This is a genomic window from Variovorax sp. V116, assembly GCF_041154435.1.
In the GTDB taxonomy this organism is placed as follows: Bacteria; Pseudomonadota; Gammaproteobacteria; order Burkholderiales; family Burkholderiaceae_C; genus Variovorax; species Variovorax paradoxus.
In genome coordinates this window covers 182,639-207,201 of record NZ_AP028661.1, presented here as the reverse complement: position 1 = coordinate 207,201, position 24,563 = coordinate 182,639, and the positions used below count along the sequence as shown (strand labels likewise).

21 protein-coding genes and 1 pseudogene are annotated in these 24,563 nt (G+C 69.1%); 15 read left to right on the top strand and 7 right to left on the bottom strand.

Annotated features, from left to right (window positions below):
• Window positions 1-2: 2 nt before the first annotated feature.
• Window positions 3-914, bottom strand: a complete 912-nt coding sequence (locus ACAM58_RS01030; RefSeq protein ID WP_012745245.1) for a LysR family transcriptional regulator — start codon at window positions 912-914, stop codon at window positions 3-5.
• Between the two features lie 111 nt (window positions 915-1,025).
• Between ACAM58_RS01030 and ACAM58_RS01025 the strand changes: the two genes are divergently transcribed.
• The 3 genes from ACAM58_RS01025 to ACAM58_RS01015 all read left to right on the top strand — a co-directional run bounded on the left by ACAM58_RS01025 (window position 1,026) and on the right by ACAM58_RS01015 (window position 4,074).
• On the top strand, window positions 1,026-1,766 hold the full coding sequence (locus ACAM58_RS01025) for an SDR family NAD(P)-dependent oxidoreductase (protein WP_012745244.1): 741 nt from the start codon (window positions 1,026-1,028) through the stop codon (window positions 1,764-1,766).
• Between the two features lie 10 nt (window positions 1,767-1,776).
• Window positions 1,777-1,998: a 4-oxalocrotonate tautomerase family protein gene (locus ACAM58_RS01020; protein ID WP_012745243.1), complete on the top strand. Its 222-nt coding sequence runs from the start codon at window positions 1,777-1,779 to the stop codon at window positions 1,996-1,998.
• Window positions 1,999-2,142: 144 nt separating this feature from the next.
• On the top strand, window positions 2,143-4,074 hold the full coding sequence (locus ACAM58_RS01015) for a sigma-54-dependent Fis family transcriptional regulator (protein ID WP_307593164.1): 1,932 nt from the start codon (window positions 2,143-2,145) through the stop codon (window positions 4,072-4,074).
• 6 nt (window positions 4,075-4,080) lie between these two features.
• Here the strand turns inward: ACAM58_RS01015 and ACAM58_RS01010 are convergent.
• Window positions 4,081-5,290: pseudogene (locus tag ACAM58_RS01010) on the bottom strand (glycosyltransferase).
• Window positions 5,287-5,931, bottom strand: coding sequence for a TetR/AcrR family transcriptional regulator (locus ACAM58_RS01005; RefSeq protein ID WP_307593165.1), 645 nt, complete (start codon window positions 5,929-5,931; stop codon window positions 5,287-5,289). Before ACAM58_RS01005 ends, ACAM58_RS01010 begins: the two are co-directional and overlap by 4 nt.
• A gap of 224 nt (window positions 5,932-6,155) precedes the next feature.
• Here ACAM58_RS01005 and ACAM58_RS01000 point away from each other — a divergent pair, with 224 nt between their 5' ends.
• The gene (locus ACAM58_RS01000; protein ID WP_307593166.1) at window positions 6,156-7,958 is read left to right on the top strand and encodes an NAD(P)/FAD-dependent oxidoreductase; all 1,803 of its coding nucleotides are present in this window, start codon (window positions 6,156-6,158) and stop codon (window positions 7,956-7,958) included.
• A gap of 143 nt (window positions 7,959-8,101) precedes the next feature.
• Here ACAM58_RS01000 and ACAM58_RS00995 read toward each other — a convergent pair whose 3' ends face one another.
• Window positions 8,102-8,812: a Crp/Fnr family transcriptional regulator gene (locus tag ACAM58_RS00995; RefSeq protein WP_307593167.1), complete on the bottom strand. Its 711-nt coding sequence runs from the start codon at window positions 8,810-8,812 to the stop codon at window positions 8,102-8,104.
• Window positions 8,813-8,944: 132 nt separating this feature from the next.
• On the opposite strand from ACAM58_RS00995, the gene ACAM58_RS00990 reads away from it, so the two are divergent.
• From ACAM58_RS00990 to ACAM58_RS00975, 4 genes are read left to right on the top strand one after another with little or no spacing between them, the layout of a single operon-like run.
• Window positions 8,945-9,871 (top strand): 3-keto-5-aminohexanoate cleavage protein, encoded by a 927-nt coding sequence (locus tag ACAM58_RS00990; protein ID WP_369663903.1) that lies wholly within the window; start codon window positions 8,945-8,947, stop codon window positions 9,869-9,871.
• Between the two features lie 23 nt (window positions 9,872-9,894).
• Window positions 9,895-10,887: a Bug family tripartite tricarboxylate transporter substrate binding protein gene (locus ACAM58_RS00985; RefSeq protein ID WP_307593169.1), complete on the top strand. Its 993-nt coding sequence runs from the start codon at window positions 9,895-9,897 to the stop codon at window positions 10,885-10,887.
• Window positions 10,888-10,897: 10 nt separating this feature from the next.
• Window positions 10,898-11,842, top strand: coding sequence for a 3-hydroxyacyl-CoA dehydrogenase NAD-binding domain-containing protein (locus tag ACAM58_RS00980; protein ID WP_369663902.1), 945 nt, complete (start codon window positions 10,898-10,900; stop codon window positions 11,840-11,842).
• A gap of 1 nt (window position 11,843) precedes the next feature.
• Window positions 11,844-13,661 (top strand): feruloyl-CoA synthase, encoded by a 1,818-nt coding sequence (locus ACAM58_RS00975; RefSeq protein WP_307593171.1) that lies wholly within the window; start codon window positions 11,844-11,846, stop codon window positions 13,659-13,661.
• Window positions 13,662-13,688: 27 nt separating this feature from the next.
• Here the strand turns inward: ACAM58_RS00975 and ACAM58_RS00970 are convergent, their stop codons facing one another.
• Entirely contained in the window at window positions 13,689-14,606 is a 918-nt protein-coding gene (locus ACAM58_RS00970) for a LysR family transcriptional regulator (protein ID WP_307593172.1), read from the bottom strand.
• 130 nt (window positions 14,607-14,736) lie between these two features.
• Between ACAM58_RS00970 and ACAM58_RS00965 the strand changes: the two genes are divergently transcribed.
• Genes ACAM58_RS00965 through ACAM58_RS00955 form a run of 3 tightly spaced genes read left to right on the top strand, consistent with a single transcriptional unit; the run spans window position 14,737 to window position 17,873 of the window.
• Window positions 14,737-16,104, top strand: a complete 1,368-nt coding sequence (locus tag ACAM58_RS00965; RefSeq protein ID WP_307593173.1) for an MFS transporter — start codon at window positions 14,737-14,739, stop codon at window positions 16,102-16,104.
• A 12-nt stretch (window positions 16,105-16,116) separates the two neighbouring features.
• Entirely contained in the window at window positions 16,117-16,626 is a 510-nt protein-coding gene (locus tag ACAM58_RS00960; RefSeq protein ID WP_307593174.1) for a GAF domain-containing protein, read from the top strand.
• Window positions 16,623-17,873, top strand: a complete 1,251-nt coding sequence (locus ACAM58_RS00955) for an amidohydrolase family protein (RefSeq protein ID WP_307593175.1) — start codon at window positions 16,623-16,625, stop codon at window positions 17,871-17,873. The genes ACAM58_RS00960 and ACAM58_RS00955 overlap by 4 nt, the downstream gene beginning before the upstream one ends.
• On the opposite strand, the gene ACAM58_RS00950 is transcribed toward ACAM58_RS00955, so the two are convergent.
• Window positions 17,857-19,248, bottom strand: coding sequence for a PLP-dependent aminotransferase family protein (locus ACAM58_RS00950; RefSeq protein WP_307593176.1), 1,392 nt, complete (start codon window positions 19,246-19,248; stop codon window positions 17,857-17,859). The two genes, ACAM58_RS00955 and ACAM58_RS00950, sit on opposite strands and share 17 nt — an antisense overlap.
• A 137-nt stretch (window positions 19,249-19,385) precedes the next feature.
• On the opposite strand from ACAM58_RS00950, the gene ACAM58_RS00945 reads away from it, so the two are divergent.
• The 3 genes from ACAM58_RS00945 (at window position 19,386) to ACAM58_RS00935 (ending at window position 22,607) form a co-directional block, all read left to right on the top strand.
• A complete protein-coding gene (locus tag ACAM58_RS00945) occupies window positions 19,386-20,672 on the top strand; it encodes a hydroxymethylglutaryl-CoA reductase, degradative (protein ID WP_307593177.1) in 1,287 nt (428 codons plus the stop codon).
• 97 nt (window positions 20,673-20,769) lie between these two features.
• Entirely contained in the window at window positions 20,770-21,222 is a 453-nt protein-coding gene (locus tag ACAM58_RS00940) for a hypothetical protein (RefSeq protein WP_307593178.1), read from the top strand.
• Complete coding sequence (locus ACAM58_RS00935) at window positions 21,219-22,607, top strand: tripartite tricarboxylate transporter permease (RefSeq protein ID WP_307593179.1); 1,389 nt, start codon at window positions 21,219-21,221, stop codon at window positions 22,605-22,607. Before ACAM58_RS00940 ends, ACAM58_RS00935 begins: the two co-directional genes overlap by 4 nt.
• Before the next feature lie 21 nt (window positions 22,608-22,628).
• Here the strand turns inward: ACAM58_RS00935 and ACAM58_RS00930 are convergent, their stop codons facing one another.
• The gene (locus tag ACAM58_RS00930; RefSeq protein ID WP_307593180.1) at window positions 22,629-23,969 is read right to left on the bottom strand and encodes a hypothetical protein; all 1,341 of its coding nucleotides are present in this window, start codon (window positions 23,967-23,969) and stop codon (window positions 22,629-22,631) included.
• An 83-nt stretch (window positions 23,970-24,052) separates the two neighbouring features.
• On the opposite strand from ACAM58_RS00930, the gene ACAM58_RS00925 reads away from it, so the two are divergent.
• Complete coding sequence (locus tag ACAM58_RS00925; RefSeq protein WP_012745234.1) at window positions 24,053-24,475, top strand: hotdog fold thioesterase; 423 nt, start codon at window positions 24,053-24,055, stop codon at window positions 24,473-24,475.
• Window positions 24,476-24,563: the final 88 nt, after the last annotated feature.

Sequence of the window (24,563 nt, the reverse complement as noted above, 5' to 3'; positions counted from 1 at the left end):
CGTCACGCGCCGCGCTGCGCCATCAGGAAGTCGATGAACACCCGCATGCGCAGCGGCACGTGGCGTCCGTCTGGGTACAGCAGCGTGTAGGGCCGCGAACAGCCCGCGAAGGGTTTGAGCACCTCGACGAGCGAGCCGTCGGCCAGTTCCTTCTCCACGACGAAGCGGTAGGTCTGGAACAACCCGGCGCTGCTTTTCGCGAGCGTGACGCCGCCAAGGACGTCGTCGGAGCAGCTGTAGGCGCCGTCCGCGAAGACTTCGCGGTCCTTGCCGTTCTCCTTGAAGAGCCACGAAATGCGGCGGCCGCTGCTGGGCAGCTCGAACTGGATGCACTCGTGCGCCGCAAGATCGTCCAGCGTGCGCGGCGTGCCGGCCCTCCTCAGGTATTTGCGCGTGGCGACCACGACAAGATCCGCATCCTCGAGGTGCCGCGCGATCAGCGTGGAATCGGGCTGGGCCCGCACGCGCACGGCCATGTCGTAGCCCTCTTCCACGAAATCGATGTTGCGGTTGCTCAGGTGCACGTGCAGCCGGATGTCGGGAAAGCGTTCGCGAAACGCCGGCAGCAAGGGCAGGATGCGGTGGTGGCCGTAGGTGGTCGGCACGCTGATGCGCAGCATGCCCGAAGGCAGCGCCTGCTGGCCCATCACCTCGCGCTCGGCCTCGGCAAGCTGCGCCAGCGCCTGGCGGCACTGCGCAAAGTAGGAGCGGCCCGCGTCGGTGAGCCGCACGCTGCGCGTGGTGCGCACGAAAAGCCGCAAACCCAGCCGCTTCTCGAGCCGAGAGATCGAGCGGCTCACGGCCGCCGGCGTCACACCGGCAGCAAGTGCGGCCGAGGTGAAGCCGCCGGTCTCCGCAGCAAGGCAGAACAACTCGATGCTGCCCAGGAGGATGTCGCCGAATTGCCGCTGCATGGATTGATTGATTACCTCGCGTATCAAGTGAAGTGCGAGTCTAGTGATTTATCTATTGCCACGTCATCAATACAGTTCTCCCCACCTCATCAACTTCCTTGGAGAACCGACATGCAGGACAACACATCCCCCACCGTGGTCATCACCGGTGCCTCGAGCGGCATCGGCCTGGGCCTTGCGCAGGCGTACCTCGAGCGCGGCTTCAACGTGGTCGCGAATGCCCGCACCGAAGAGCGGCTCGCAGCCGCCGCGAAGCAGCTCGGCAACCCGGCGCGCCTTCTCGGCGTCGCGGGCGACATCGGCCGCCGCGACACTGCGCAGCAACTGGTCGAACGCGCCGTGGAACGCTTCGGCCAGGTCGACGTGCTCATCAACAACGCGGGCATCTTCAACGCGAAGCCCTTCGTCGAATACACCGAAGACGACCTCGAGCAAATGGTGGCCACGAACCTCAAGGGCTTCGTCTATGCCTCGCAGGCCGCAGCGAAGCACATGGTGGCGCGCCGGCAGGGCCACATCGTGAACATCACCGCCAGCATCGCGCTGCAGCCGAACCAGCAGGTGCCGGCTGCGTTGCCGGTGCTGATCAAGGGCGGCATCAATGCCGCGACGCGCGCGCTGGCGCTCGAACTCGCACCGCACAACGTCAAGGTGAATGCGGTGGCACCCGGCATCGTGGACACGCCGCTGTACACGCCCGAGCAGCACGGCTTCCTCAACGGCCTGGCGCCCGCCGGCCGCATCGCGACCGTGCGCGAGATCGCTGATGCGGTGCTCTACCTCACGAGCGCGGATTTCACGACCGGCGTGGTGCTGCCCGTAGACGGCGGCATGAGCTCCGGCAAGTGGTAAGGAGCACGCCATGCCTTTCGTCAATCTGAAGATCACGCGCGACGGTGTCACGCGCGAACAGAAAACCCAGGTCATCGCCGAGTTCACGGAAACGCTCGAACGGGTGCTGAAGAAGCCGCCGGAATGGACGCACATCGTGATCGAGGAGATCGACACCGACGACTGGGGCTTCGCGGGCCTGACCACCACCGAATACCGCAAGCGGCTGGCCGACCGTGCGAAACCGGCGTGAGCAGCATGCCCACGGTGTGAGGGAGCGTAAAACCTCCGTTCCACCGGGTTTCACCTCTCACCCCGGGCCATGCGGCCGCCGAATGATGTGCGGCTGCACGCCCCATGGATCCCCGCGGGGGCCGTGCGCACCGCAAGGTTGAGCATGACTTCCCTGCAATCGCGTCACATCGACAACGTCTACTCCATCGCCACCGGCTCGGCGCTGGCCGATCCGGCGGCGAGCGTGGTCCACAAGTCGTGGGCGCGCTGCGTGCGCGAGCATGGGCTCGATCCGACGAAGCCGAGCCCGGCGCGCATCCTGCCGGCGCAGGAGCTGCGCGCGCACCAGCAGCAGCTCGAGCATTTCTTGCGCGCGGCGCGCGCCGGCATGGAAGACATCTACCGCCGCGTGGCGGACCTCGGCTACATGGTGCTGCTGACCGACGCCGAAGGCATCACGGTCGACTACATCGGCAACCCGGCCTGGGACGACCAGCTGCGCCGCGCCGGCCTCTACCTGGGCGCCGACTGGAACGAAGCCCATGCGGGCACCTGCGGCGTGGGCACCTGCCTGGTCGAGCGCCAGCCGATGACCTGCCACCAGACCGAGCACTTCGATGCCACGCACATCGCGCTGACCTGCACGACGGCGCCGCTGTTCGACCACAGCGGCAAGCTCACGGCAATCCTCGACGTCTCGGCGCTGCGCTCGCCCGAGGCCCGGGAGAGCCAGCACCTGGTGCGGCACCTGGTGTCGATCTACGCGCGGATGATCGAAGACGCCGATTTCCTGCGCAGTTTCCGCGGCCACTGGATCCTGCGGCTGGGCACGGCCTACGGGCTGGTCGACGTGGCCGGCGAGCTGATGCTGGCCTTCGACGAGGGCGGCACGGTGGTCGGCGCCAACAGCGGTGCGCGGCAGGCCCTGGGCGAAAACCTGCTGGGCCGCGAGGTGGCGCAGCTGCTGCACATGCCGATGGACGCGATCTGGCGCCTGGGCAACGGCGGCGCATCGGCCATGCCTTTCGCGCACACGGTGCTGCTGCCGGGCGGCGGCGAATACCACGCCTCGCTGCTGGCGCCGCGCGTGCGGCGGGCGGCAGCGCCCGCGCCGGACACGGCCCGTCCTTCCGATCGCCTGCCGCCGCTCGCGCGCATCGCGGGCGACGATCCGGCCATGCAGCAGCTTCTCGCGCAGGCGCGCCGTCTGGTGGACCGCGGCATCCATGTGCTGGTCGAAGGCGAAACCGGCAGCGGCAAGGAAGTGCTGGCGCGCGCCATGCACGGCGCGAGCCGCCGCGCGGCCATGCCCTTCGTGGCGGTGAACTGCGCGGCCATTCCCGATTCGCTGATCGAGAGCGAGCTCTTCGGCTACACGCCCGGCAGCTTCACCGGCGGCCGCGCCAAGGGCATGAAGGGGCTGATCGCGCAGGCCGACCGCGGCACGCTGTTCCTCGACGAGATCGGCGACATGCCGATGGCGCTGCAGACGCGGCTTCTGCGCGTGCTGTCCGAAGGCGAGGTGCTGCCGCTGGGGGCGGAGTCGCCGCAGCGCGTGGACCTTGCGGTGGTGGCGGCCACGCACCGCGACCTGCCGGCGCTGGTCGCGGCCGGGCGCTTCCGCGAAGACCTGTACTACCGCCTGTGCGGCGCGGTGCTCAAGCTGCCACCGCTGCGTGCGCGCCGCGACCGGCGCTACCTGATCGAGGCGATGTTCAATGAAGAGGCCGCGGCGATGGACTCGGCCGCGCGGCTGTCGGAGGCCGCGATGCTGCGGCTGATGGCGCACGACTGGCCGGGCAACCTGCGCGAGTTGCGCAATGTGCTGCGGTTGGCGCTGGCACTGTGCACGGGCGCCAGCATCACGTCCGAGGAGCTGCGCCTGGCGCCGCATCGTCCGTCGCTCGACCCCTCCGGCGCCACGCCCTCTCCGGCCGACGACGGCGACAGCGCCGCCGACGCCGCGCGCCTGCTCGACGCGCTGCAGCGCCATCGCTGGCATGTGGCGCGGGCCGCGCAGGCGCTCGGCATCAGCCGCGCCACCGCGTACCGCCACATGAAGCGCTTCGGCATCGTGGCGCCGCAGCGCGGCTGACCTGCTTCAGCGCGCCAGGATCTGCTCGATGGCGCGCACGGCCGCGCCCAGGCCGTCTTCCGCGCGCATCCGCTCGCCCAGCGCCCGGGCCCGCACACGCACCTGCGGGTCGTGCGCGAAAGCGATGCCGCGCGCCAGGTCCTCGGCGCCGAACCGGCTGCCCGCCACCGCGGGCGGTGCCACGCCCGCCTGCGCGAGCTGATGCGCCCAGAACGCCTGGTCACCCGCGAAGGGCACGACCACCGATGGCACGCCCGCGCGCGCGGCCGAGTGGCTGGTACCCGAGCCGCCGTGGTGCACCACCAGGGCCATCTGCGGAAACAGCCAGTCGTGCGGCGTGTCGCCGATGGCGTGGAAGTTCGGCGGCAGCTGCTGCACATCGAGGCCGCTCCATCCGGGATGCAGCAGCGCGCGCCGGCCGGCCACGCCCTCGACGAGGGCTGCAAGCAGACGCGCCTGGTCGAAACCCGTCATGCTGCCGAAGCCGATGTAGACGAGCGCCTCGCCGGCCGCGAGAAAGTCGCGCAGCGCCGGCGGCGGCTGCCAGTCGGGCGCGGGCGCGAGCCACTGGCCGCACACCGCGGCGTTGGCGGGCCAGTCGGCCGGGCGCGGCAGCAGGCTCGGCGAGTAGCCGTAGAGCACGGGGTGCGTGGTCCACAGGCGGCGCCGCGGCGGCAGGCCGCAGACCTCGGCGCGCGCGGCATTCACGGCCGGCCGGAAGGCGCGCCAGAGCAGCCCGTTGACGAGGTGGTGGCTCGCGCGGTTCAGGAAGCGCGGCACGCGCGCGGGCGGCAGGAAGGGCGAGGCGAACGCGGCCGTCGGCGTGAGCGGAAACATGCCAGCGCCGATGGCGGGCACGCCCAGGGCCTCGGCCGCTGACAGGCCCACGAAGGCCGCGAGCCCCGCGCAGACCACCGCGTCGCAGCCCTGCGCGGTCTCGACGGTCTGGCGCAGCCAGGGCGTTGGCATTGGCGATGTCCGCGAGCGCCTTCGCGGCCGCGGCCGGCTTGTCGCCCTGCGCGATGACGCCGCCGAGCGCCTCGCGCATGTCGCCGGCCAGCGCCTGCGAGCGAACGCCGAGCCGTTCAGCCGCGCCGAGCGTGGTCGCGTCTGCCAGCAGCACCGACGCATGGCCCGCGTCGTCCAGCGCGCGGCACAGCGCAGCGAGCGGCCGGGCGTCGCCCTCGGTGCCGTAGGTGAGCACGGCGAGTTTCATGAGGAGCGCCTCCTTGCAGGGGGTTTCGGGGCCACGCGTGCGCCAGCGACGAAGAGCTCGACGACCACGGCAAACTCCTCGCGCAGCACGAGGCCGGGCAGCGTGAGCCAGCGCATCAGCGCACCGAAGTACAGGTGATGCAGCAGGCTCGCGAGGTGCGCGGCCGACACGTCGGTGCGCAGCGTGCCCGCCTGCTGGGCGGCGGCGATCAGCGCCTCGAACAGCCCCGACAGGTCGCGCGGCGTGCTGCGGTCGCCGCCGCCGAGTTCGCTCTCGATGTTGAGGAAGCGAAATCGGAAGTAGTCGAGCAGGTAGGCCCGGTAGCGCTCGGACCACTCGGCCGACGCGTCGAGCAGGCCGGCGAGCTGCACCGCGAAGCCCGCCTTCGGATCGACCGCCTCGTGCAGCCGCTGCACGTCGGATACGAGCTCGAGGTGCACCCAGTGCGCCAGGATCGCTTCCTTGGTCGGAAAGTGGTTGTAGAGCGTGCCCTTGGCCACGTCCGACTGCTGCGCGATCTGCTCCATGGTGGTCGCGTCGTAGCCCTGGGCTTCGAACAGGCGCATGGCGGTGGAGGCCACGTGGTCGAGTGTCTGGGTGCGGCGGCGCTCGCGGCGGCCTGGGGGGTCGGGTTCTGTCACGGTGTGGGCCCTTGGATTTAAACGTCGTCCAATTTTATACGTCGTTCAAATTCTCATGCATTGTCTCAGTCTCGGTGAGACAGCGGCAAGCGCCTGCGACAAAACCGCCGCCAACCCCTTGATTCTTCGTCCCGTGTCACGCGGCACGAAAGCTGCGCCAGGAACACCGCGTGCGCCTTGCCGCGCCGCGATTCGATTCGTTCAACGACACACGGAGACATGCAATGACAGACCCGACCACCGGCCCCACCCGGGCCGCCGCCACCTGGCTCGCCGACTTTGCCGCCGCCCTCGCGCGCGGCGACGCCGATGTGGCCGTCTCGCTGTTCGAGGCCGACAGCTACTGGCGCGACCTCGTCGCCTTCACCTGGAACATCCGCACGCAGGAAGGCGCCGATGCCATCCGCGCGATGCTGCAGGCGCGGCTGGCCGACACGCAGCCCGCGGCCTTTGCGCTCGAGGGCGAGGCGACCGAGGCCGACGGCGTGGTCGATGCCTGGTTCACTTTCGAGACGCGCGTGGCGCGCGGCCGCGGCCACCTTCGGCTGCGTGGCGGCAAGGCCTGGACGCTGCTCACCACCATGACCGAGCTCAAGGGCTTCGAGGAAAAGACGGGCGCGAACCGCATCAAGGGCGCGGAGCACGGCGTGCACAAGGGCCGCAAGAACTGGCTCGAGAAGCGCCGCGACGAAGAGGCCGCGCTCGGCTACACCGAGCAGCCCGAGGTGGTGATCATCGGCGGCGGCCAGGGCGGCATCGCGCTGGGCGCGCGGCTGCGCCGGCTGGGCGTGCCGACCATCATCGTGGAGCGCAACGCGAAGGCCGGCGACTCCTGGCGCAAGCGCTACAAGTCGCTGTGCCTGCACGACCCGGTCTGGTACGACCACCTGCCCTACATGCCCTTTCCCGACGACTGGCCGGTGTTCGCGCCCAAGGACAAGATCGGCGACTGGCTCGAGATGTACACCAAGATCATGGAGCTCAACTACTGGAGTTCCACCCACGCGAGGAAGGCCCGCTTCGACGAGGCCACGCAGCGCTGGGAAGTGACGGTCGAGCGCGAAGGCAAGCCGGTGGTGCTGCGGCCGAGGCAGCTGGTGTTCGCGCTCGGCGTCTCGGGCTACCCGAACGTGCCGAAGATCGCGGGCGCAGAGAACTTCAAGGGAGACCAGCACCATTCGAGCCAGCATCCCGGGCCCGAGGCCTATGCCGGCAGGAAGTGCGTGGTGCTGGGCTCGAACAACTCGGCGCACGATATCTGCGCGGCTCTGTGGGAGCACGGCGCCGACGTGACGATGGTCCAGCGCTCGTCCACGCACATTGCGCCGTCGCAGTCGCTGATGGAGCTGGCACTGGGCGGGCTCTACTCCGAGCAGGCCGTGAAGAACGGCATCGACCACCACAAGGGCGACCTGATCTTCGCCTCGGTGCCCTACAGGATCATGCACACCTTCCACATCCCGGTGTACGAGGAGATGAAGAAGCGCGATGCCGACCTGTACGCGCGGCTCGAGAAGGCGGGCTTCCTGCTGGACTTCGGCGTCGACGGCTCGGGGCTCTTCATGAAGTACCTGCGGCGCGGCTCGGGCTACTACATCGACGTGGGCGCCTCCGAGCTGGTGGCCAACGGCAGCATCCACCTGAAAAGCGGCGTGAACATCGAGCAGGTGAACGAGCGCTCGGTGACGCTGACCGACGGCACCGAGCTGCCGGCCGACCTGCTGGTGTACGCCACCGGCTACGGCTCGATGAACGGCTGGCTGGCCGACCTGATCTCGCCCGAGATCGCCGACAAGGTCGGCAAGTGCTGGGGCCTGGGCTCCGGCACGCCGAAGGACCCGGGTCCGTGGGAGGGCGAGCTGCGCAACATGTGGAAGCCCACGCAGGTCGAGAACCTCTGGTTCCACGGCGGCAACCTGCACCAGTCGCGTCACTACTCGCAGTTCCTGGCGCTGCAGCTGAAGGCGCGCATGGAAGGCATCGACACGCCGGTGTACGAGCGCGCGCCGTCCTATCACACGCGCTGAGCGGGCGTTGCCTTCTTGCTCCCTCTCCCGCCTGCGGGAGAGGGTTGGGGTGAGGGCAGGTGCGATGAATGAAGCACGGCGCTCGAATGACGGCCGCCACCCTCACCCCCGCCCTCTCCCCACGGGGAGAGGGAGCGAGTCATTCATTCGCTGATGAAGCGCCGCAACCCTTCGAGATCGATCACGGTGATGCCGCCGTATTCGATGCGAAGAAAGCCCGCTTCCTTCAGCCGGTTCAGCGCCGCATTGCAGCGCTGGCGCGACACGCCCGAAAGATTGGCGATCTCCTCCTGCGAGGTCTGCAGGTGCAGCTCGCTGCCCGGATACAGCCATGGATGGAACAGCCCCGCCAGCGCGCGCGCCACCTGGCCGTCGGCGTCGAGCAGCCGGTGCGCCGCGTAGTTGCCCATGAACCAGTGCAGCCGCTCGTTGAGCTGCTGCAGCAGGAAGTGATCGAAGCCGCGCTGCGTGCGGTGCAGCCACTCGAAAGTCTCCAGCGGCAACTGGGCCACGCGGCTGGGCCGCAGCGCAATGACGTCGGCCGAGCGCGGAGCGCCGCGCAGCAGCGTGCCTTCGCCGAACCAGCTGCCGACCGACAGCCCGCCGAAGGTCACCGAGCGGCCGTCGCTCGAGGTGATCGACCACTTGAGCAAGCCTTCGAGCGTGCCGTACCAGTGCAGCGGCGTATCGCCGCGCCGGCACAGCGCGGCGCCGGCCGCCACGTCGACTTCGCGGATCTCGTCGAGCACGCGCTCGCGCGCCGCTTCGTCGAGCAGCGGATACCAGGCCGAGCGCTGCAGCAACTGGGGAATCGTCAGCGATGCCGCCTTGAAGGCCGGCTTCGTCGTGGCCATGAAATGAAAGCTCCTGGGGCCCGGGTGCGTAAACCCTGAGCCCAAATGTCGTCGCAATGACTGAGTGTGCCTGCGCCGCCAAAAATAATAGCGCGCCCCTCACCAAAGAAGACACCCCAGGAGACCCGGAGCATGTCGTCGTCCAAGCGCAAAGTGATCGTGACCATCGCCCCCACCGGCGGCATGGCGCACAAGTCGCAGACCCCCCACCTTCCCACCCAGCCCGACGAGATCGCGGCCGACGTGCTGCGCTGCTGGAACGCCGGCGCGAGCGTGGCCGCCATCCATGCGCGCCGCCCCGACGACGGCGCCACATGCAGCGCCGACGTCTACCGCGACATCAACAGCCGCATCCGCAACGCCGGCTGCGACATCGTCATCAACAACTCCACCGGCGGCGGCGTGCATGGCGACATGGTGAAGCCGCTGGCCGGCGATCGCTGGGAGATCGCCTGGGAAGAACGCATCAAGGGCATGGACGCGGGCGCCGAGATGTGCACGCTCGACGCCACCACGCTCAACCTGAGCTTCGAGGGCAGGCAGATCCTGATGGACACGCCCATCACCCGCGGCCGCGAGCTCGCCGCCGGCATGAAGGCGCGCGGCATCAAGCCCGAGTGGGAGGTGTTCAGCCCCACGCACATCCTGCAGGACACCACCACGCTGATCGACGAGGGCCATGACGACGAGCCCTACTTCATCAACCTGGTGATGAACGTGCACCGCAACTTCCAGAACGCGATGCCGTATTCGCCGCGCTTCCTGCAGATGATGGTCGACACCCTGCCGCGCGGCAGCATCTTCGGCGTGAGCGGCATCGGCCCCTCGCAGCTGGAAGCCAATGTGGCGGCGCTGCTGCTGGGCGGCCATGCGCGCGTGGGGCTGGAAGACAACCTCTACGTCCGCCATGGCGAGCTGGCCACCAACGTGCAGCTCACCGAACGTATCGTGCGCGTCATCCATGAACTCGACATGGACGTGGCCACGCCGGCCGAAGCCAGGCAGATGATGGGCCTGCCGCGCAGAGGCGGCCCGCGCCCCGAGTTCGCGCCGCGCTGAAGAACAACCCAAGGAGACATCGCATGGACACCCGCCGCCACTTCCTCCACACGCTCGGCGCAGCCACTGCGCTGGGCGCCCTCTCGCCGCTGGCCGCGCTGGCCCAGGCGCTCGAGCAGGTCAAGATCTACTACGGCTTCCCGGCCGGCAGTGCCGGCGACAGCGTGGCGCGCCGCGTGGGCGAAAAGCTCGCGGGCTCGGCCTACTGCCGCAACGCGGCCGTGGTCGAGAACAAGCCGGGCGCCGGGGGGCGCATCGCGCTGGAAAGCCTCAGGAGCGCGCCGGCCGACGGCAGCGTGCTGGCGCTGTCGCCCTTCTCGTGCACCTCGATCTATCCGCACATCTACAGCAAGCTCAGCTACGACCCCAGCAAGGACTTCGCGCCGGTGTCGATCGCCGCCGTCATGCACCACGGCCTCGCGGTCGGCCCGCTGGTGCCGCCCGAGGTGCGCACGGTGAAAGACTTCCTCGCCTGGGCCAAGGCCAACCCGAACCAGGCCAGCTACGGCTCGCCCGCGGCCGGCTCGACGCCGCACTTCATCGGCGCGCTGCTGGGCCTCAACCACGGGGTCGATCTCAAGCACGTGCCCTACCGCGGCTCCATCCCCGGCGTGACCGACGTCGTGGGCGGGCAGATCGCCGCCATGGTCACGCCCAGCGGCGATTTCATTCCCAACCACAAGGCCGGCAAGCTGCGGCTGCTCGCCACCTCGGGCAAGGCGCGCTCGCCCTTCTCGCCCGAAGTGCCGACCTTTGCCGAGCAGGGCTTCGCCGAGCTGACCACCGAGGAATGGTTCGGCTTCTACGCGCCGGCCCGGACGCCCGCGAGCGTGGTGGCATCGGCCAATGCAGCAATCAACGCGGCCATCAAGGAAAAGGTGGTGACCGACAGCCTGGCCGTGGTCGGCCTGATCGCCCAGGGCTCCACCGCCGAGGAGATGGCGCGTTCGCAGCGCGCCGAGGCCGAGCGCTGGGGCCCGCTGGTCAGGAAGATCGGCTTCACGGCGGACTCCTGAGGGGATGCAGATGGAACCGATTGCCACGAAACGCGTCGCGGTGGTTGCCACCGGCGTCATCGGCGCCAGCTGGGCCGCCTACTTCCTCGCGCGCGGCCTCGACGTGGAGGCCACCGACCCCTCGCCCGGTGCCGAGGCGCGGCTGCACGCGGCCGTGGCCGCGCACTGGCCCACGCTGGAGCGCTTCGGCCTGGCCACCGGCGCCTCGGCCGGGCGGCTGCGCTTTCATGCGCGGCTCGAAGACGCGGTGGTGCAAGCCGACTTCGTCCAGGAAAGCGGCCCCGAGCGGCTGGATTTCAAGACCGGCCTGTTCCGGCGCATGGACGAGGCCGCGCCGGCCCACGCGATCCTGGCGTCGAGCTCCTCGGGGCTCGCGATCAGCGCGGTGCAGGCCGAATGCAAGCATCCGGAACGCGTGGTGCTGGGCCATCCCTTCAACCCGCCGCACCTGATCCCGCTGGTGGAGGTGGTCGGCGGCGAGCGCACCTCGGCCCAGGCCATCGAACGCACGATGGCCTTCTACGCCGCCATCGGCAAGCGGCCGATCCACGTGAAGCGCGAGGTCAAGGGCCACATCGCGAACCGGCTGCAGGCCGCGCTCTGGCGCGAGGCCTTCCACCTGGTCGACGAGGGCGTGGCGAGCGTGGCCGACATCGACACCGCCATTGCGCACGGCCCCGGCCTGCGCTGGGCGGTGATGGGGCCGTTCATGAACCTGCATCTTTCGGGCGGCGCGGGCGGCATCGAACATGTGCTCGCGCACTTGGGCGGGCCGATCGAGGACTGGTGGAAGGACCTGGGCGCGCCGTCGATGACGGAAGAACTCAAGCAGAAGGTGGCCGAGGGCGTGGCCGCAGAACTGGGCGCGCGGCGCGTGGCCGAGCTCGAGGCTGCGCGCGACATGCTGCTGTTAGACCTGATTCGCGCCAAGGCCGACACCGGCAGACTCGATTGAAATGAACAACGACCACTTCCTTTTGGACCCCAGCCAGATCGCCCCGCCGCGCACCGTGCGCGTCGACTTCGACGACGGCTCCTTCGCGCTGCGTTCGCCGATGGCGCTCAAGCCCTATGCGCGCTGCATCGGCGAATGGCTGGAGCGTTGGGCGCGCGAGACGCCCGAGGCGCTGGCTTTCGCGGAACGCGACGACAGCGGCGAAGGCTGGCGCAAGCTCGACTACCGCGCGCTGCGCCAGGCCGTGGGTGCGGTGGCGCAGGGCCTGCTCGACCTCAAGCTGCCGGCCGACAAGCCCATCGTGATCCTCTCGGACAATGCGATCGACCACGCGGTGCTGATGCTCGCGGCCATGCACATCGGCCGCACCGCATGCTCGCTGTCGAGCGCGTATTCGCGCATGGCCAAGGATCCGTCGCGGCTGCACGGCGTGCTGCAGGCGCTGCAGCCGGCGTTGATCTACGCCTCGGATGCCAAGGTCTACGGCGGCGCACTCGCGGGCTGCGGCGTCGAGGCGCCCGCGGTGTTCAGCCGCAACGCCGATGCGCATGCGGGCGCCCTGCCCTTTGCGCAACTGCTGCAGGCGAGCGAGACGCCGGCCGTGATGCAGGCCTACGAAGCCATCCTGCCCGACACCCACGCCAAGTACCTGCTGACCTCGGGCTCCACCGGCAAGCCCAAGGTGGTGATCAACACGCACCGCATGCTCTGCGCCAACCAGCAGATGATGGCGCAGACCTGGCGCTTCCTCGAATACGAGAAGCCGGTGCTGGTCGACTGGCTGCCCTGGAGTCACACCTTCGGCGGCAACCACAACCTGCACATGGTGCTCGCCCATGGCGGCGCGCTCTACATCGACGAGGGCCGGCCCGCGCCGGGCCTGATCGAGAAGACCGTGCGCAACCTGCGCGAGGTGAAGCCCACGCTGCTGTTCAACGTGCCGCGCGGCTTCGACATGCTGCTGCCTTTTCTCGAAGCCGACGATGCGCTCGCGCGCGAAGTGCTCTCGCGGCTGCGGCTGGCCTTCTATGCGGCCGCGGCGCTCGCGCCCTCCACCTGGCAACGGCTCGAAGCCGTGGCCCAGCGCGTGCGGCCCGAGCGGCCACTGTGGCTCACCACTTCCTGGGGCGCCACGGAGACTTCGCCGGCCATTACATCCGCGCACTGGAAACTCGATGGCGCGGGCTGCATCGGCGCGCCGCTGCCGGGGCTCGAACTCAAGTTCGTGCCCAACGGCCAGAAGCTCGAGATGCGCGTCAAGGGCGTCTCGGTGTTCCCGGGCTACCGCCATGCGCCGCGCGAAACGGCCGAAGCCTTCGACGATGAGGGCTACTACCGCATCGGCGATGCCGGCTTTCTTGCGAACCCCGCCGAGCCCTCGCAGGGCGTGATCTTCAACGGCCGCGTGGCCGAGGACTTCAAGCTCTCGAGCGGCACCTGGGTCTCGGTGGGCACGCTGCGCGTGAAGCTGGTCTCGATGCTGGCGCCGCATGTGCAGGACGTGGTGCTCACCGGCCATGACCGCGACGAGATCGGCATGCTGGTGTTCGCGAGCCCGCAGGCCGCCTCGCTCGCGCCGCAGGCGCTGCAAGCACGCATCGCCGAAGTGCTGCGCACGCTGCGCAGCGAAGGCGGGGGCTCCTCGCAGTGCCCCACGCGCGCGCTGCTGCTCGCCGAGCCGCCGAGCCTCGACGCGGGCGAGATCACCGACAAGGGCTACATCAACCAGCGCGCGGTGCTCACGCGGCGCGCGGCCGAGGTGGCGCGGCTGCATGCCGGCGCGGACCACGACCTGCAGGTGATCCGGCTGCGCGACTGACCGGCTCCGCCGCTTTCACTGCTTCATTCAGGAAGGCTGCTCAAACAGCGCCAGCAGCATGTTCTTGAGCCACTGGTGCAAGGCCGAGGTTTCGTGCCGCTGGTGCCAGAACAGTTCGATGATGCGCGGCGGCGCATCGAGCGGCACGGGCATCCGGCGCAGGCCGGCCAGGCGCGCGGGCTCGAAGCGCTCGGACCACGGCAGCACCGCGACCAGGTCGGAGCGGCGCACCGCCTCGAAGGCGGCGTGGTAGTGGTTCACCGTGGCGACCAGGTTGCGCTGCAATCCGCGGCTGTGCAGGAAGAGGTCGTAGGTCGGCATGGTCTTGCCGACCAGGCTCACGTCGACATGGCGCGCGGCCAGGAATTTCTTCAGCGGGATCTTGTCCGCGCGTGCCAGCGGATGTCCGGTGCGCAGCACGCAGACGAAGTCGGGCGACCACAGCGCCCTCGACTTGAGGAACGCGGGCCGCTGCACTTCCTCGTTGTAGACGCTGATCGCGAAGTCGGCCTTGTTGTCCGCCAGCACCTTGTCGAAGTCGACCAGCGTGTTGGGTATGGCGTGGATCTGCATCGACGGCGCGGCCTTGCTCAGCCTGGCTGCCAGCCGGGGCACCACGATGCTCGACACATAGTCCGACATCGCGATGCTGAGGCTGGCGGTGCTGCGCAATGCATCGAAGCGCTCCACGTCCAGCGTGGCGCGGATCGCATGCAGCGACTGCGAGAGCGGCTCCCACAGGTCGATGGCGCGCCGCGTGGGGTTGACGCCCGCGCCGCTGCGCACGAAGAGCGGATCGTCGAAGGTCTCGCGCAGGCGGCGCAGCGCATTGCTGACTGTGGGCTGGGTGAGCGACAGCTTGCGGGCCGCGCGCGTGACGTTGCCTTCGGTCATGAGGGCCTCGAACACCTTCAGCAGGTTGAGATCGGCGGAGCGGTAGTTCATTCGGTCATCTGTTCATTCACGCGATCTATAAACACAATTGCCAGTATAAATTTGCCGTTATATCCCGTCGATCCTACGATCGGGCGCGTCGTCCATGCCGCGTTCTTGAACCGTCGTCGAGGGAAACCACATGACCATGCTGTCGGCTCGCATCGAGCGCCTGCCCTTCTCCGGCTTTCACCGCCGGCTGCTCATGATGGGAGGCCTCGGCTACACCTTCGATGCGATGGATGCCGCGGTCATCGCCTTCGTGCTGCCGGTGCTGCGCACCGACTGGGGCCTGAGCAGCGTGCAGATCGGCGTGCTGGCCAGCGCGAACTTCATCGGCTTCTTCTTCGGTGCGCTGGCGGCCGGCGCCTGCGGCGACCTGATCGGGCGGCGCAAGGTGATGATGTCGGCGCTGGCGATCTACTGCGTGGCCTCGCTCTTCAGCGGCATGGTCAACGACTGGACGATCTTTCTCGCGCTGCGCATCGTGGCGGGCTTCGGCGCCGGGGCCGAGAGCGCGATCATCGCGCCCTACCTGTCGGAGTTCGTGGCGCGCCGCTACCGCGGCACCTTCACGGGGGCGCTGGCGGGCTTCTTCTCGTTCGGCTTCGTGGCCGCGGCGCTGCTGGGCTACTTCATCGTGCCGGCGCATCCGCAGGGCTGGCGCATCGTCATCTTCATCACGGCGCTGCCCGTGGTGCTGCTGCTGTGGTGGCGCCGGGCATTGCCCGAGTCGCCGCGCTGGCTCGAGAGCCAGGGGCGGCAGGCCGAGGCCGACGCAATCATGGATGCGATGGAGGCCGACCATGTGCAGGGCGGCCGCGCGCTGCCCGCGCTCAATGCCCAGGACGTGGCCGCACCGCCGCCCAGCACCAGCCGCGGCAAGCTGCTGAAGAACTACGCAACGCTGGTGTCCAGCAAGCTCATTCGCATCAGCACCATGACCTGGCTGATGTGGCTGTCGATCACCTTCAGCTACTACTCGTTCTTCACCTGGATCCCGAGCCTTCTGATCCAGAACGGCATGACGATCACCAAGAGCTTCGGCTACTCGCTGGTGATGTACATCGCGCAGATCCCCGGCTACTTTTCGGCCGCGTGGCTCAACGAGCGCATCGGCCGCCAGGCCACCATCGTGAGCTACATGCTGCTGGGCGGGCTTTGCGCGCTGGGCCTGGCCTTCACGCACAGCGATGCGCAGATCATGGCCGCGGGCGTGCTGCTGTCCTTCTTCATGAACGGCACCTATGCCGGCGTCTACGCCTACACGCCCGAGGTGTTTCCCACCCAGGTGCGGGCGACCGGCTCCGGCCTGGCATCGGCCATCGGCCGCATCGGCGGCATCACCGCGCCGATCCTGGTCGGCTTCATCTACCCGACCGCCGGTTTCGCGGGCGTGTTCGGCATGACGACGGCGGTGCTGCTGCTCGGCGCAGCGGCTGTCACGTTCATGGGTATTCCCACGCGCGGCCGCTCGCTCGAGGACATTGCGGCCAGCGAACTTTCCTGACTTCCGACATCCATGCAGCCCAGCTCTCTCGAAGATTCCTTCTCGGCCGTGGCGCTCGCCCATGCCGACACCGCCCAGCCGCAAGCCACCTTCGGCGCAATCGACAAGGCGGTGGCCGCGACCATCGGCCACCGGCTCTTCACCATCCTCGTGCACCACCGCGCAGCGCGCGAGTCCGAGCGCGTCTACACCAACATGCGCGAGGCCTACCCCGTGGGCGGGCGCAAGCCGATCACCGATTCGCCCTGGATGCAGCAGGTGATGCAACGCGGCCTGCCCTACATCGGCCGCAATGCCGACGACCTGCGCGACGTGTTCTACGACCACGAGCTCATCGTGTCGCTGGGCTGCCGCAGCGTGCTGAACATCCCGCTGCGCTGGCGCGGCGAGACGCTGGGCACGCTCAACATGCTGCACGAGGAAAACTGGTACGGCACCGGCCATGTCGAGCTCGCGCGCGTGTTCGCGCAGCTGGCGGTACCGGCCGTAATGGCACAACAGGCGAAGGAGTTCCAGACATGACGACCCACACGGTACTTTTCAGGAACGCGAACCTGCTCGACCCGCTGCGCGGCGAGCTGCTGGAAGGCCACGACCTGCTGGTCGAGCAAGGCGTGGTGCGCGAAGTTTCCGACAAGCCGCTGCACAGCGAGGCCGCGCGGGTCATCGACGTGAAGGGCAAGACGCTGATGCCTGGCCTGATCGACTTGCACGTGCATGTGATCGCGGTGGAACTCAACCTTGCGCGGCAGGTGCACATGCCGAACGTGCTCATCACGCTGCGCAGCGTACCGATGCTGCGCGGCATGCTGCGCCGCGGGTTCACCACGGTGCGCGATGCAGGCGGCGCGGGGTTTGCCTTCAAGCAGGCCGTCGAGGCCGGCCTGGCCCAGGGGCCGCGCCTGTTCGTCTCGGGACGCGCACTGAGCCAGACCGGCGGGCACGGCGACATGCGCGCGCGCTCCGATTTTCTCGACCCTGGTGCAAGCTGCCCGACCTGCGTGCGCGTCGGCGCGCTGGCACGCGTGGTCGATGGCGTCGACGCAGTGCGCAGGGCCGTGCGCGAGGAACTGCAGATGGGCGCGGACCAGATCAAGATCATGGCCTCCGGCGGCGTGGCCTCGCCGACCGACCCGGTGGGTGCCTTCGGCTACAGCGAGGACGAGATCCACGCCATCGTGCAGGAGGCCGAGGCACGCGGCACCTATGTGCTGGCACACGCCTATACCGCGGCGGCCATTGCGCGGGCCGTGCGCTGCGGCGTGCGCACCATCGAGCACGGCAACCTCGTCGATGCGCCCACGGCGGCGCTGATGGCGCAGAGCGGTGCCTACGTGGTGCCGACGCTGGTCACCTACGACGCGCTGGCCAACGAGGGCGAGCGCTTCGGCCTGCCGAAGGAAAGCGTGGCCAAGGTGGCCGACGTGCGCGAGGCCGGCCTGCGCTCGCTCGAGATCTACAAGGCGGCGGGCGTGAAGATGGGCTTCGGCTCCGACCTGCTGGGCGAATCGCAGCGGCTGCAGAGCGACGAATTCCGCCTGCGCGCCGAGGTGCTCTCGCCGGCCGAGGCCGTGGCCAGCGCCACCGTGGTCGGCGCCGAGGTGCTGGGCATGCCCGGCCGCCTGGGCCGGCTGGTGCCGGGCGCATTGGCCGACATCCTGGTGGTCGAAGGCAACCCGCTGCGCGATGTGTCCTGCCTGCTCGGGCAGGGCGAGCGCATTCCGCTGGTCATGAAGGAAGGGGCGATCCAGTTCAACGAACTGGAATGAGGCCCTTCAGCGCGGTGCGCAGCGCCTTCGCGAAACGCGGGTCGGCCATGGCACCGACGTTGAAGCGCGACCAGCGCGAGACCTGCGTCGAATCGGTGCTGAAGATGCGGCCCGGCGCCATCACGATCTTGCGCGGCAGCAGTTTCTTCGCGAGCACCAGCGAGTCGGCCACGCCGGGAAGCGCGGCCCAGACATAGAGCGACTGCGGGGTGCGCGCAAAGACCTCCGCATCGACCGAATCGAACAATTGCAACGCCTTGCGCGTGGCCTCGCCGAGCCGATTCTGCAAGCGGTTCAGGTGCCGCTGGTAGTGGCCTTCGCTCAGGATCACGTCGACCGTGCGCTCGCTGTACTCCGAGCTGCTCACGTGGATCAGCGCCTTCAGGTCCGCAAGGTCGCTCGCCAGGTCGGCCCCGCAGGCGATGAAGCCCACGCGCAGCGCGGCCGAGAACGACTTCGAGAAGCTACCGATGTAGATGGTGCGCTCCAGCTGGTCGAGCGCCGAGAGCCGCGGCAAGGCCGTGGGCTTGAAGTCGGCCAGCGGGTCGTTCTCGACGATCAGCAGGTCGTATTTCTGCGCGAGCTGCAGCACGCGGAAGGCCTTGGCCGGAGAGATGTCGGAGCCCGTGGGGTTGTGCGCGAGCGACTGCGTGAAGAAGAGGCGCGGCCGCTCGGCGATCAGCAGCCGCTCCAGCACGTCGAGATCGGGCCCGTCGGCCAGCCGCGGCACGGCCAGCATCTGCGCACCCGCGAGTTTGAGCTTTCCGAACAGCGGGTAGTAGCCCGGATCGTCCACGAGCACCTTGCCGCCCGGCGGCACGAAATAGCGGATGACGATGTCCATCGCCTCGTTGGCGCCGTGCGTGAGCACGATCTGCCGCGGCTCGGCGCCGATGCCGAAGTCGGCCAGCTTGCGCACGAGGTGGTCGCGCAGCGGCGCATAGCCGAAGCGGCTGCCATAGCGGAACAGCGCGCCGAGCCCGGTGCGGACCACCTTGGGGTGGTACTTGTCGAGCCGCACGTCGGCCAGCCATTCGACCGGAGGAAAGCCGTCGCCCACGGCCACTGCGTCGGGCTGCGTCTTGAGCTGCTCGCGCATGAGCCACACGATGTCCATGGCGCGGCCGAGGCTGCCCGCGTCTTCCTCGACGGGCTTGGGAGTCGGCTGCGCGAGCACGAAATAGCCCGAACCGCGCCGCGGCTCGACAAGCCCGCGCGACACCAGCAGCTCGAACGCGGCCACCACGGTGTTCTTGGCGTAGCCGTGCAGCTGCGCGAGCTCGCGCAGCGACGGCAGCTTGTCGCCGGCCTTGTAGGCGCCGCTCGCGATCTGGCGCGCGAGGGTTTCGGCAAGCGAATCGGCGATCGTGGTCATGGACTGCGACTGTGACACAGCGAGCCCCCGCGGCGAACCACTGTCCGCACTGTCCCGCCAAACTGTGCCTTCCGCCTGCGGTACAGCCGGCCTAAATTGCCTGCTCCCGAATTCATCTTCCGAAGAGACAAGCAACGATGGTCGCCGATTCCCGCATTCCCAACTTCCGCGCGCTCACCCCCGCACAGCGCCTGGCCCACATCGCGCAGGCCGCTTCGTTCACCGACGACGAGGCGGCGCTGCTCGCCCAACCCGGCGCCCTGGGCGTGGACCGCGCCAACGGCATGGTCGAGAACGTGGTCGGCACCTTCGAGCTTCCGCTGGGCGTCGCCGGCAACTTCACCGTGAACGGGCGCGACTACCTCGTGCCGATGGCTGTCGAAGAGCCCTCGGTGGTGGCGGCCGCGTCCTTCATGGCCAAGCTGGCCCGCGAAGGCGGCGGCTTCGAGGCCTCGAGCACCGGGCCGCTGATGCGCGCGCAGGTGCAGGTAATCGGCATCACCGACCCGCATGGCGCGCGACTCGCGCTGCTGCGTGCACGCGACCAGATCCTCGCCGTGGCAAACAGCCGCGACAAGGTGCTGATCGGCCTGGGCGGCGGTTGCCGCGACATCGAGGTGCATGTGTTCGGCGACACGCCACGCGGCGCGATGGTGGTGATGCACCTCGTCGTCGACGTGCGCGACGCGATGGGCGCGAATACCGTCAATACGATGGCCGAGGCGGTCTCGCCGCTGGTCGAGAAGCTCACGGGCGGCACGGTGCGCCTGCGTATCCTGTCGAACCTGGCGGACCTGCGGCTGGCACGTGCGCGCGTGCGGCTCGCCCCCGCGGTGCTGGCCACGCGCGAGCGCAGCGGCGAGGAAGTGGTCGAGGGCGTGATCGACGCCTACACCTTCGCAGCCATCGACCCCTACCGCGCGGCAACGCACAACAAGGGCATCATGAACGGCGTCGATCCGGTGATCGTCGCGACCGGCAACGACTGGCGCGCGGTGGAGGCCGGCGCGCATGCCTATGCATGCCGCAGCGGGCGCTACACATCGCTCACCACGTGGGAGAAGGACACGACGGGCGCGCTGGTCGGCACCATCGAGATGCCGATGCCGGTGGGCCTGGTCGGCGGTGCCACCAAGACGCACCCGCTCGCAAGGCTCGCACTCAAGATCCTCGACGTGAAGTCCGCGCAGGAACTCGGCGAAGTCGCGGTGGCCGTGGGCCTCGCGCAGAACCTCGGCGCCTTGCGCGCGCTGGCCACCGAAGGCATCCAGCGCGGCCACATGGCGCTGCATGCCCGCAACATCGCGCTGGTCGCGGGTGCCACCGGCGACGAGATCGACAGCATCGCCAGGCAGATGGCCGCAGAGCACGACGTGCGCACCGACCGCGCCGTGGCGCTGCTCGAAGCGCTGCGCAAGAAGTAGGCAGAAGGCGGGAGAGCCCCGCACAACGGACCGCGGCCGATACCGCGGCGGCCATGGGAATGGTCGTCACATGACCACAGACGGAGACACACGAAAAATGAACGCAGACAGTGCAACGCGCGCCAGATGGCGGCTGGTGGAGATATGGGGCGACACGGCCGACCTGGGCCATCTCGGATGGTCGATCGTCATCGGCGTCGCGGTGAGCCTCGCGGGTTATCTCGTGGCCAGCCGCGTGCTCGCGAGCGCCGTGAGCACACCCGAGCTGGCACGCGCCTACGCCATGCTCGCCGGCCTCGGCGGCTGCGTGGTGTCGGGCCTGATCTGCGCGAAACTCTTCACGCCGAAGCGCGAAGTGGTGGAAGGCACCGAAGCCGATCCGCGCTGGCGCGAGGAAGTGCTGGCCGAACTGGCCGGCGAGCACGGCGACCTGGGCTCGATGGATGAGCTGCCGCCGTCCGTGGTGCGCGAGATGAAGGAGCTGGAGATCTACGACCTGTTCGCGTCGTACAAGCCCCGCGCTCGCAACGCCGAGGGGGCCGCACCGTGATCGACGCCGCACTCCTGAACCAGATCCTCGTCGCCACCGGCATGGGCCTGGTGGGCGCCATCGTGTTCGCGGCCATCGGCCTCGTCTCGGGCACCGACGAAACCACCACGCTCGCGCCGCTCACCCTGCTGGTGGTGCTGCTCGGCGTGCCGCCCGAAGGCGTGTTCACCTTCTTCCTCGCGGCGGCCGTGGCCAAGCACATGACGCATGCGGTGCCCACCGCGCTGCTGGGCATTCCGGGCGACACCATGGCCACGCCGCTGCTCCAGGACGCGAACCTGCTGCGCAACCTCGGCGTGCCGCACATCGCGCTGCGCAAGATGGTGTCGGGCGCGATCATCGCGGCCTTCCTCGCGGTGCCGCTGGCCGTGCTCTTCGCTGTGCTGCTGGCGCCCTATGGCGCGGCCATCACCAAGGCGGCGCCGTGGATCTTCGTGGCGGCGGCCGTGGCCATTGCGTATTTCTCGAGCGGCCGCTGGGCCTCGGTGGCCACGCTGGTGCCGTTCGTGATGGTGATCGTGGCGCTGCAGGCGCTCACCGGCAAGTACGGCGTGAAGCTCAGCATCAGCTACTTCCTGGGCATTGCGATCGGACCGCTGGTGGCCGACCTGTTCTCGGTGATTTCTCCCGCGGCCCGCCTGCGCATGAAGCGCGAGAAGGTCCGCACCTTCTCACTCGCACCCGACGTGAAGGGCTGGACCGGCTACTTCCCGAACCCGTTCAAGGTGCTCGACCGCAGCCAGGTGAAGTGGACCTTCGCGACCGCCGCGATCTCCAGCGCCACCTTCGTGTTCAGCCCGGTCGCAATGACGGTGGTCCTGGGCGAGCTGGTGGGCTCGCGCATCAGGCACGCCTACCACCGGCTCACCACCACGCTGGCCGCGCGCAACGGCGTGACCGAGGCGACCTACATTGCCGAGGCGCTGATCCCGCTGATCGCGATCGGCCTGCCACTGAGCCCCGTGGCGGCCGGTCCGGCGGCGCCGCTGTTCAACGCGCCGCCGGTGTTCACCATCGACACGGCCACGGGCCAGACACACAACCTGCACAACCTGTTGAACCACTGGGAGTTCCTGGGCTACGGCATGCTGGCCGTGGTGCTCGCGGCGCTGGTGGCCTATCCATTCACGATGAATTTCGCGCGCCGCGCGGCGCTCTTCGTCTCGCGCAAGGTGAGCCACGAGGCCATCATCGCGACCTTCGTCGGCCTGATCGTGGTGATCAGCGTATGGGAAGGGCAGCTGCTCGGCCTGCTGGTGATCCTCACGATGGGCCTGCTCGGCGGCCTGCTGTCGCGCGCCATCGGCTTCAACACCGGCGTGCAGTTCATGGGCTACTACACGGCGGTGCTGACGGTGCCAGCCGTCATCAAGGCCTTCGGCTGACGCCGTGACGCCGCCAGCACCTCAGGGAGAAACCGACCGGCCCCTGCGAGCTGCCGGCGCCGGCTTCTTCTTCACCGGCTCTTCCGCGCCGAAGAGCTTTTCCAACTGCTGCCCCGCGCGCGCGCCGAGGGCCGTGCCCACGCCCGGCAGCACCGCGGTGCCGACCGCCGCGCCGGCCAGCGCGCCGCCGGTCAGCGAGACCTCCGGCTCGCTCATGGTCCCGCCGATCTGGAGCGGCATGCCCACCACGCCGTCGATGAGGTCGACCGCGATCTCGCCGTCCAGCTTGCGGTTGAAGAGCCGCAGGCGGCCGCTCGCGGTGAGCACGCCCGAGCGCGCCTTGAGCCCGGTGTAGCGCATCACGACCCCGTCATCGGTGCCCTGCGTGTCGAGCACGCCGGTGAGCTCGTCCAGCGGCGTGGTGCCGCCGCGGCTGATGCCGGCGGTGGTCACGGCCTTGGCCAGGTCCAGCCGCGTGAGCGTGGCGGGCTGGACCGAGAAGGTGGTGCGGGTGCGCAGGCTGCGCAAGAGCGCTCCCACCTCTTCGGCCTCGGCCACCAGCATCGATTGGCCCGAGGCCTTGCCGGCCACGGCGCTGCGCCGGCCGAAGGCCTGCAGCATGCCCTCGATGTCCACCTGCCGCGGCTCGAGTTCGGCCGACACGCGCAGCAGGTCGTTCGGCGGCAGGGTCTCGAACCAGGCCACGCCGTTCGCCGTGCCGCCGCCAATGTCGATGCGGGTGCGCCACCGGTCCTGGCCGGCCGCGCGGTCCAGCCGCAGCCGCGCGGGCGGCGAGGCGCCGGCGCGCTCGATGCGCGCCTGGCGCGGGCGCCAGCCGGCGTCGAAAGTGATTTCGCCGTCGTAGGCCAGTGCCATGTTGCGCCGGTCGATCCAGACCAGGTCGCGCCAGCGCAGCTTTTCGAGAGGAACCGGCGCCAGCGTCCAGGGCGCGGGCAGCGCGACGATGCGCCCATCCTCCTTCGGCTTGGGGCTGCCGCCGCGGATTGCGCGCACCGACTCGCGCGGCAGCACCAGGCTCTCGATCTCGACCTCATCGATGGCGACGACCCGGCGCAGCAGCTCCCTGAGCTTGAGCTGGACCGTGATGCGGCGCAGCGTGACCGGGCGCGGCTGCTCGGTGGCCAGGTCGGACAGCACCAGCACGGGGCTGGGCCACAGCGCCCAGTGCGCGCCGCCGATCTTCAGGCCGACGCCGAAGCGCTTCTCGAAACCCTCGGCGATGCGCGCGGCCACTTCCTCGTCGCTGGGCAGGCGGGTGCTCGCCACCCACACCAGCGCGCCGGTGCCCAGCAGCAGGACCGCGGCAATGCCGATGAGCCAACGGCGAAGAGGGAGTTTCATCCGGCCAACTTAGCACGCAAAGGCGACTGCCGTTGTCAGCCCCCGTCGCTATAGTTTCCCAAACCCTGCACTGGAGAAACCGAATGCGTATCTGGAAAAAAGACATCTCTGTCGAGGAACTGACCCGCAACCACATCGGTACCGCCGTGTCCACGCTGGGCATGGAGTTCCTGGAGGTGGGCGACGACTTCATCCGCGCCCGCGTGCCGGTGGACGAACGCACCCGCCAGCCCTACGGCATCCTGCACGGCGGCGTGTCGGTGGTCCTGGCCGAGACGCTGGGCTCCTGCGGCGCGCACTACTCGGCGCCCGAAGGCGACCGGGCCGTGGGGCTGGACATCAACGCCAACCACATCCGCTCCGCCACGAGCGGCTGGGTCACGGGCACCGCGCGGCCGGTGCACCGCGGGCGCACCACGCAGGTGTGGCAGATCGACATGACGAACGACGCGGGCGAATTGACCTGCGTCTCGCGCATCACAATGGCGGTGCTGCCGCCGCGCTAGCCAGGAGAAGAGAAGAAAATCCGCCCGGCACGCGGGCGGCAGCGGGCCGAGAGAAGCCCCCCAGGAATAGAAATAACTACCGAGGAGA

Coding starts and splice junctions, on each gene's coding strand:
- ACAM58_RS01015 (WP_307593164.1), top strand. CDS start 2,143: ATGACTTCCCTGCAATCGCGTCACATCGACAACGTCTACTCCATCGCC.
- ACAM58_RS01000 (WP_307593166.1), top strand. CDS start 6,156: ATGACAGACCCGACCACCGGCCCCACCCGGGCCGCCGCCACCTGGCTC.
- ACAM58_RS00955 (WP_307593175.1), top strand. CDS start 16,623: ATGACGACCCACACGGTACTTTTCAGGAACGCGAACCTGCTCGACCCG.
- ACAM58_RS01020 (WP_012745243.1), top strand. CDS start 1,777: ATGCCTTTCGTCAATCTGAAGATCACGCGCGACGGTGTCACGCGCGAA.
- ACAM58_RS00925 (WP_012745234.1), top strand. CDS start 24,053: ATGCGTATCTGGAAAAAAGACATCTCTGTCGAGGAACTGACCCGCAAC.
- ACAM58_RS00940 (WP_307593178.1), top strand. CDS start 20,770: ATGAACGCAGACAGTGCAACGCGCGCCAGATGGCGGCTGGTGGAGATA.
- ACAM58_RS00990 (WP_369663903.1), top strand. CDS start 8,945: ATGTCGTCGTCCAAGCGCAAAGTGATCGTGACCATCGCCCCCACCGGC.
- ACAM58_RS00960 (WP_307593174.1), top strand. CDS start 16,117: ATGCAGCCCAGCTCTCTCGAAGATTCCTTCTCGGCCGTGGCGCTCGCC.
- ACAM58_RS00970 (WP_307593172.1), bottom strand. CDS start 14,606: ATGAACTACCGCTCCGCCGATCTCAACCTGCTGAAGGTGTTCGAGGCC.
- ACAM58_RS01025 (WP_012745244.1), top strand. CDS start 1,026: ATGCAGGACAACACATCCCCCACCGTGGTCATCACCGGTGCCTCGAGC.
- ACAM58_RS00985 (WP_307593169.1), top strand. CDS start 9,895: ATGGACACCCGCCGCCACTTCCTCCACACGCTCGGCGCAGCCACTGCG.
- ACAM58_RS00930 (WP_307593180.1), bottom strand. CDS start 23,969: ATGAAACTCCCTCTTCGCCGTTGGCTCATCGGCATTGCCGCGGTCCTG.
- ACAM58_RS01030 (WP_012745245.1), bottom strand. CDS start 914: ATGCAGCGGCAATTCGGCGACATCCTCCTGGGCAGCATCGAGTTGTTC.
- ACAM58_RS00975 (WP_307593171.1), top strand. CDS start 11,844: ATGAACAACGACCACTTCCTTTTGGACCCCAGCCAGATCGCCCCGCCG.
- ACAM58_RS00950 (WP_307593176.1), bottom strand. CDS start 19,248: ATGACCACGATCGCCGATTCGCTTGCCGAAACCCTCGCGCGCCAGATC.
- ACAM58_RS00980 (WP_369663902.1), top strand. CDS start 10,898: ATGGAACCGATTGCCACGAAACGCGTCGCGGTGGTTGCCACCGGCGTC.
- ACAM58_RS00945 (WP_307593177.1), top strand. CDS start 19,386: ATGGTCGCCGATTCCCGCATTCCCAACTTCCGCGCGCTCACCCCCGCA.
- ACAM58_RS00995 (WP_307593167.1), bottom strand. CDS start 8,812: ATGGCCACGACGAAGCCGGCCTTCAAGGCGGCATCGCTGACGATTCCC.
- ACAM58_RS00965 (WP_307593173.1), top strand. CDS start 14,737: ATGACCATGCTGTCGGCTCGCATCGAGCGCCTGCCCTTCTCCGGCTTT.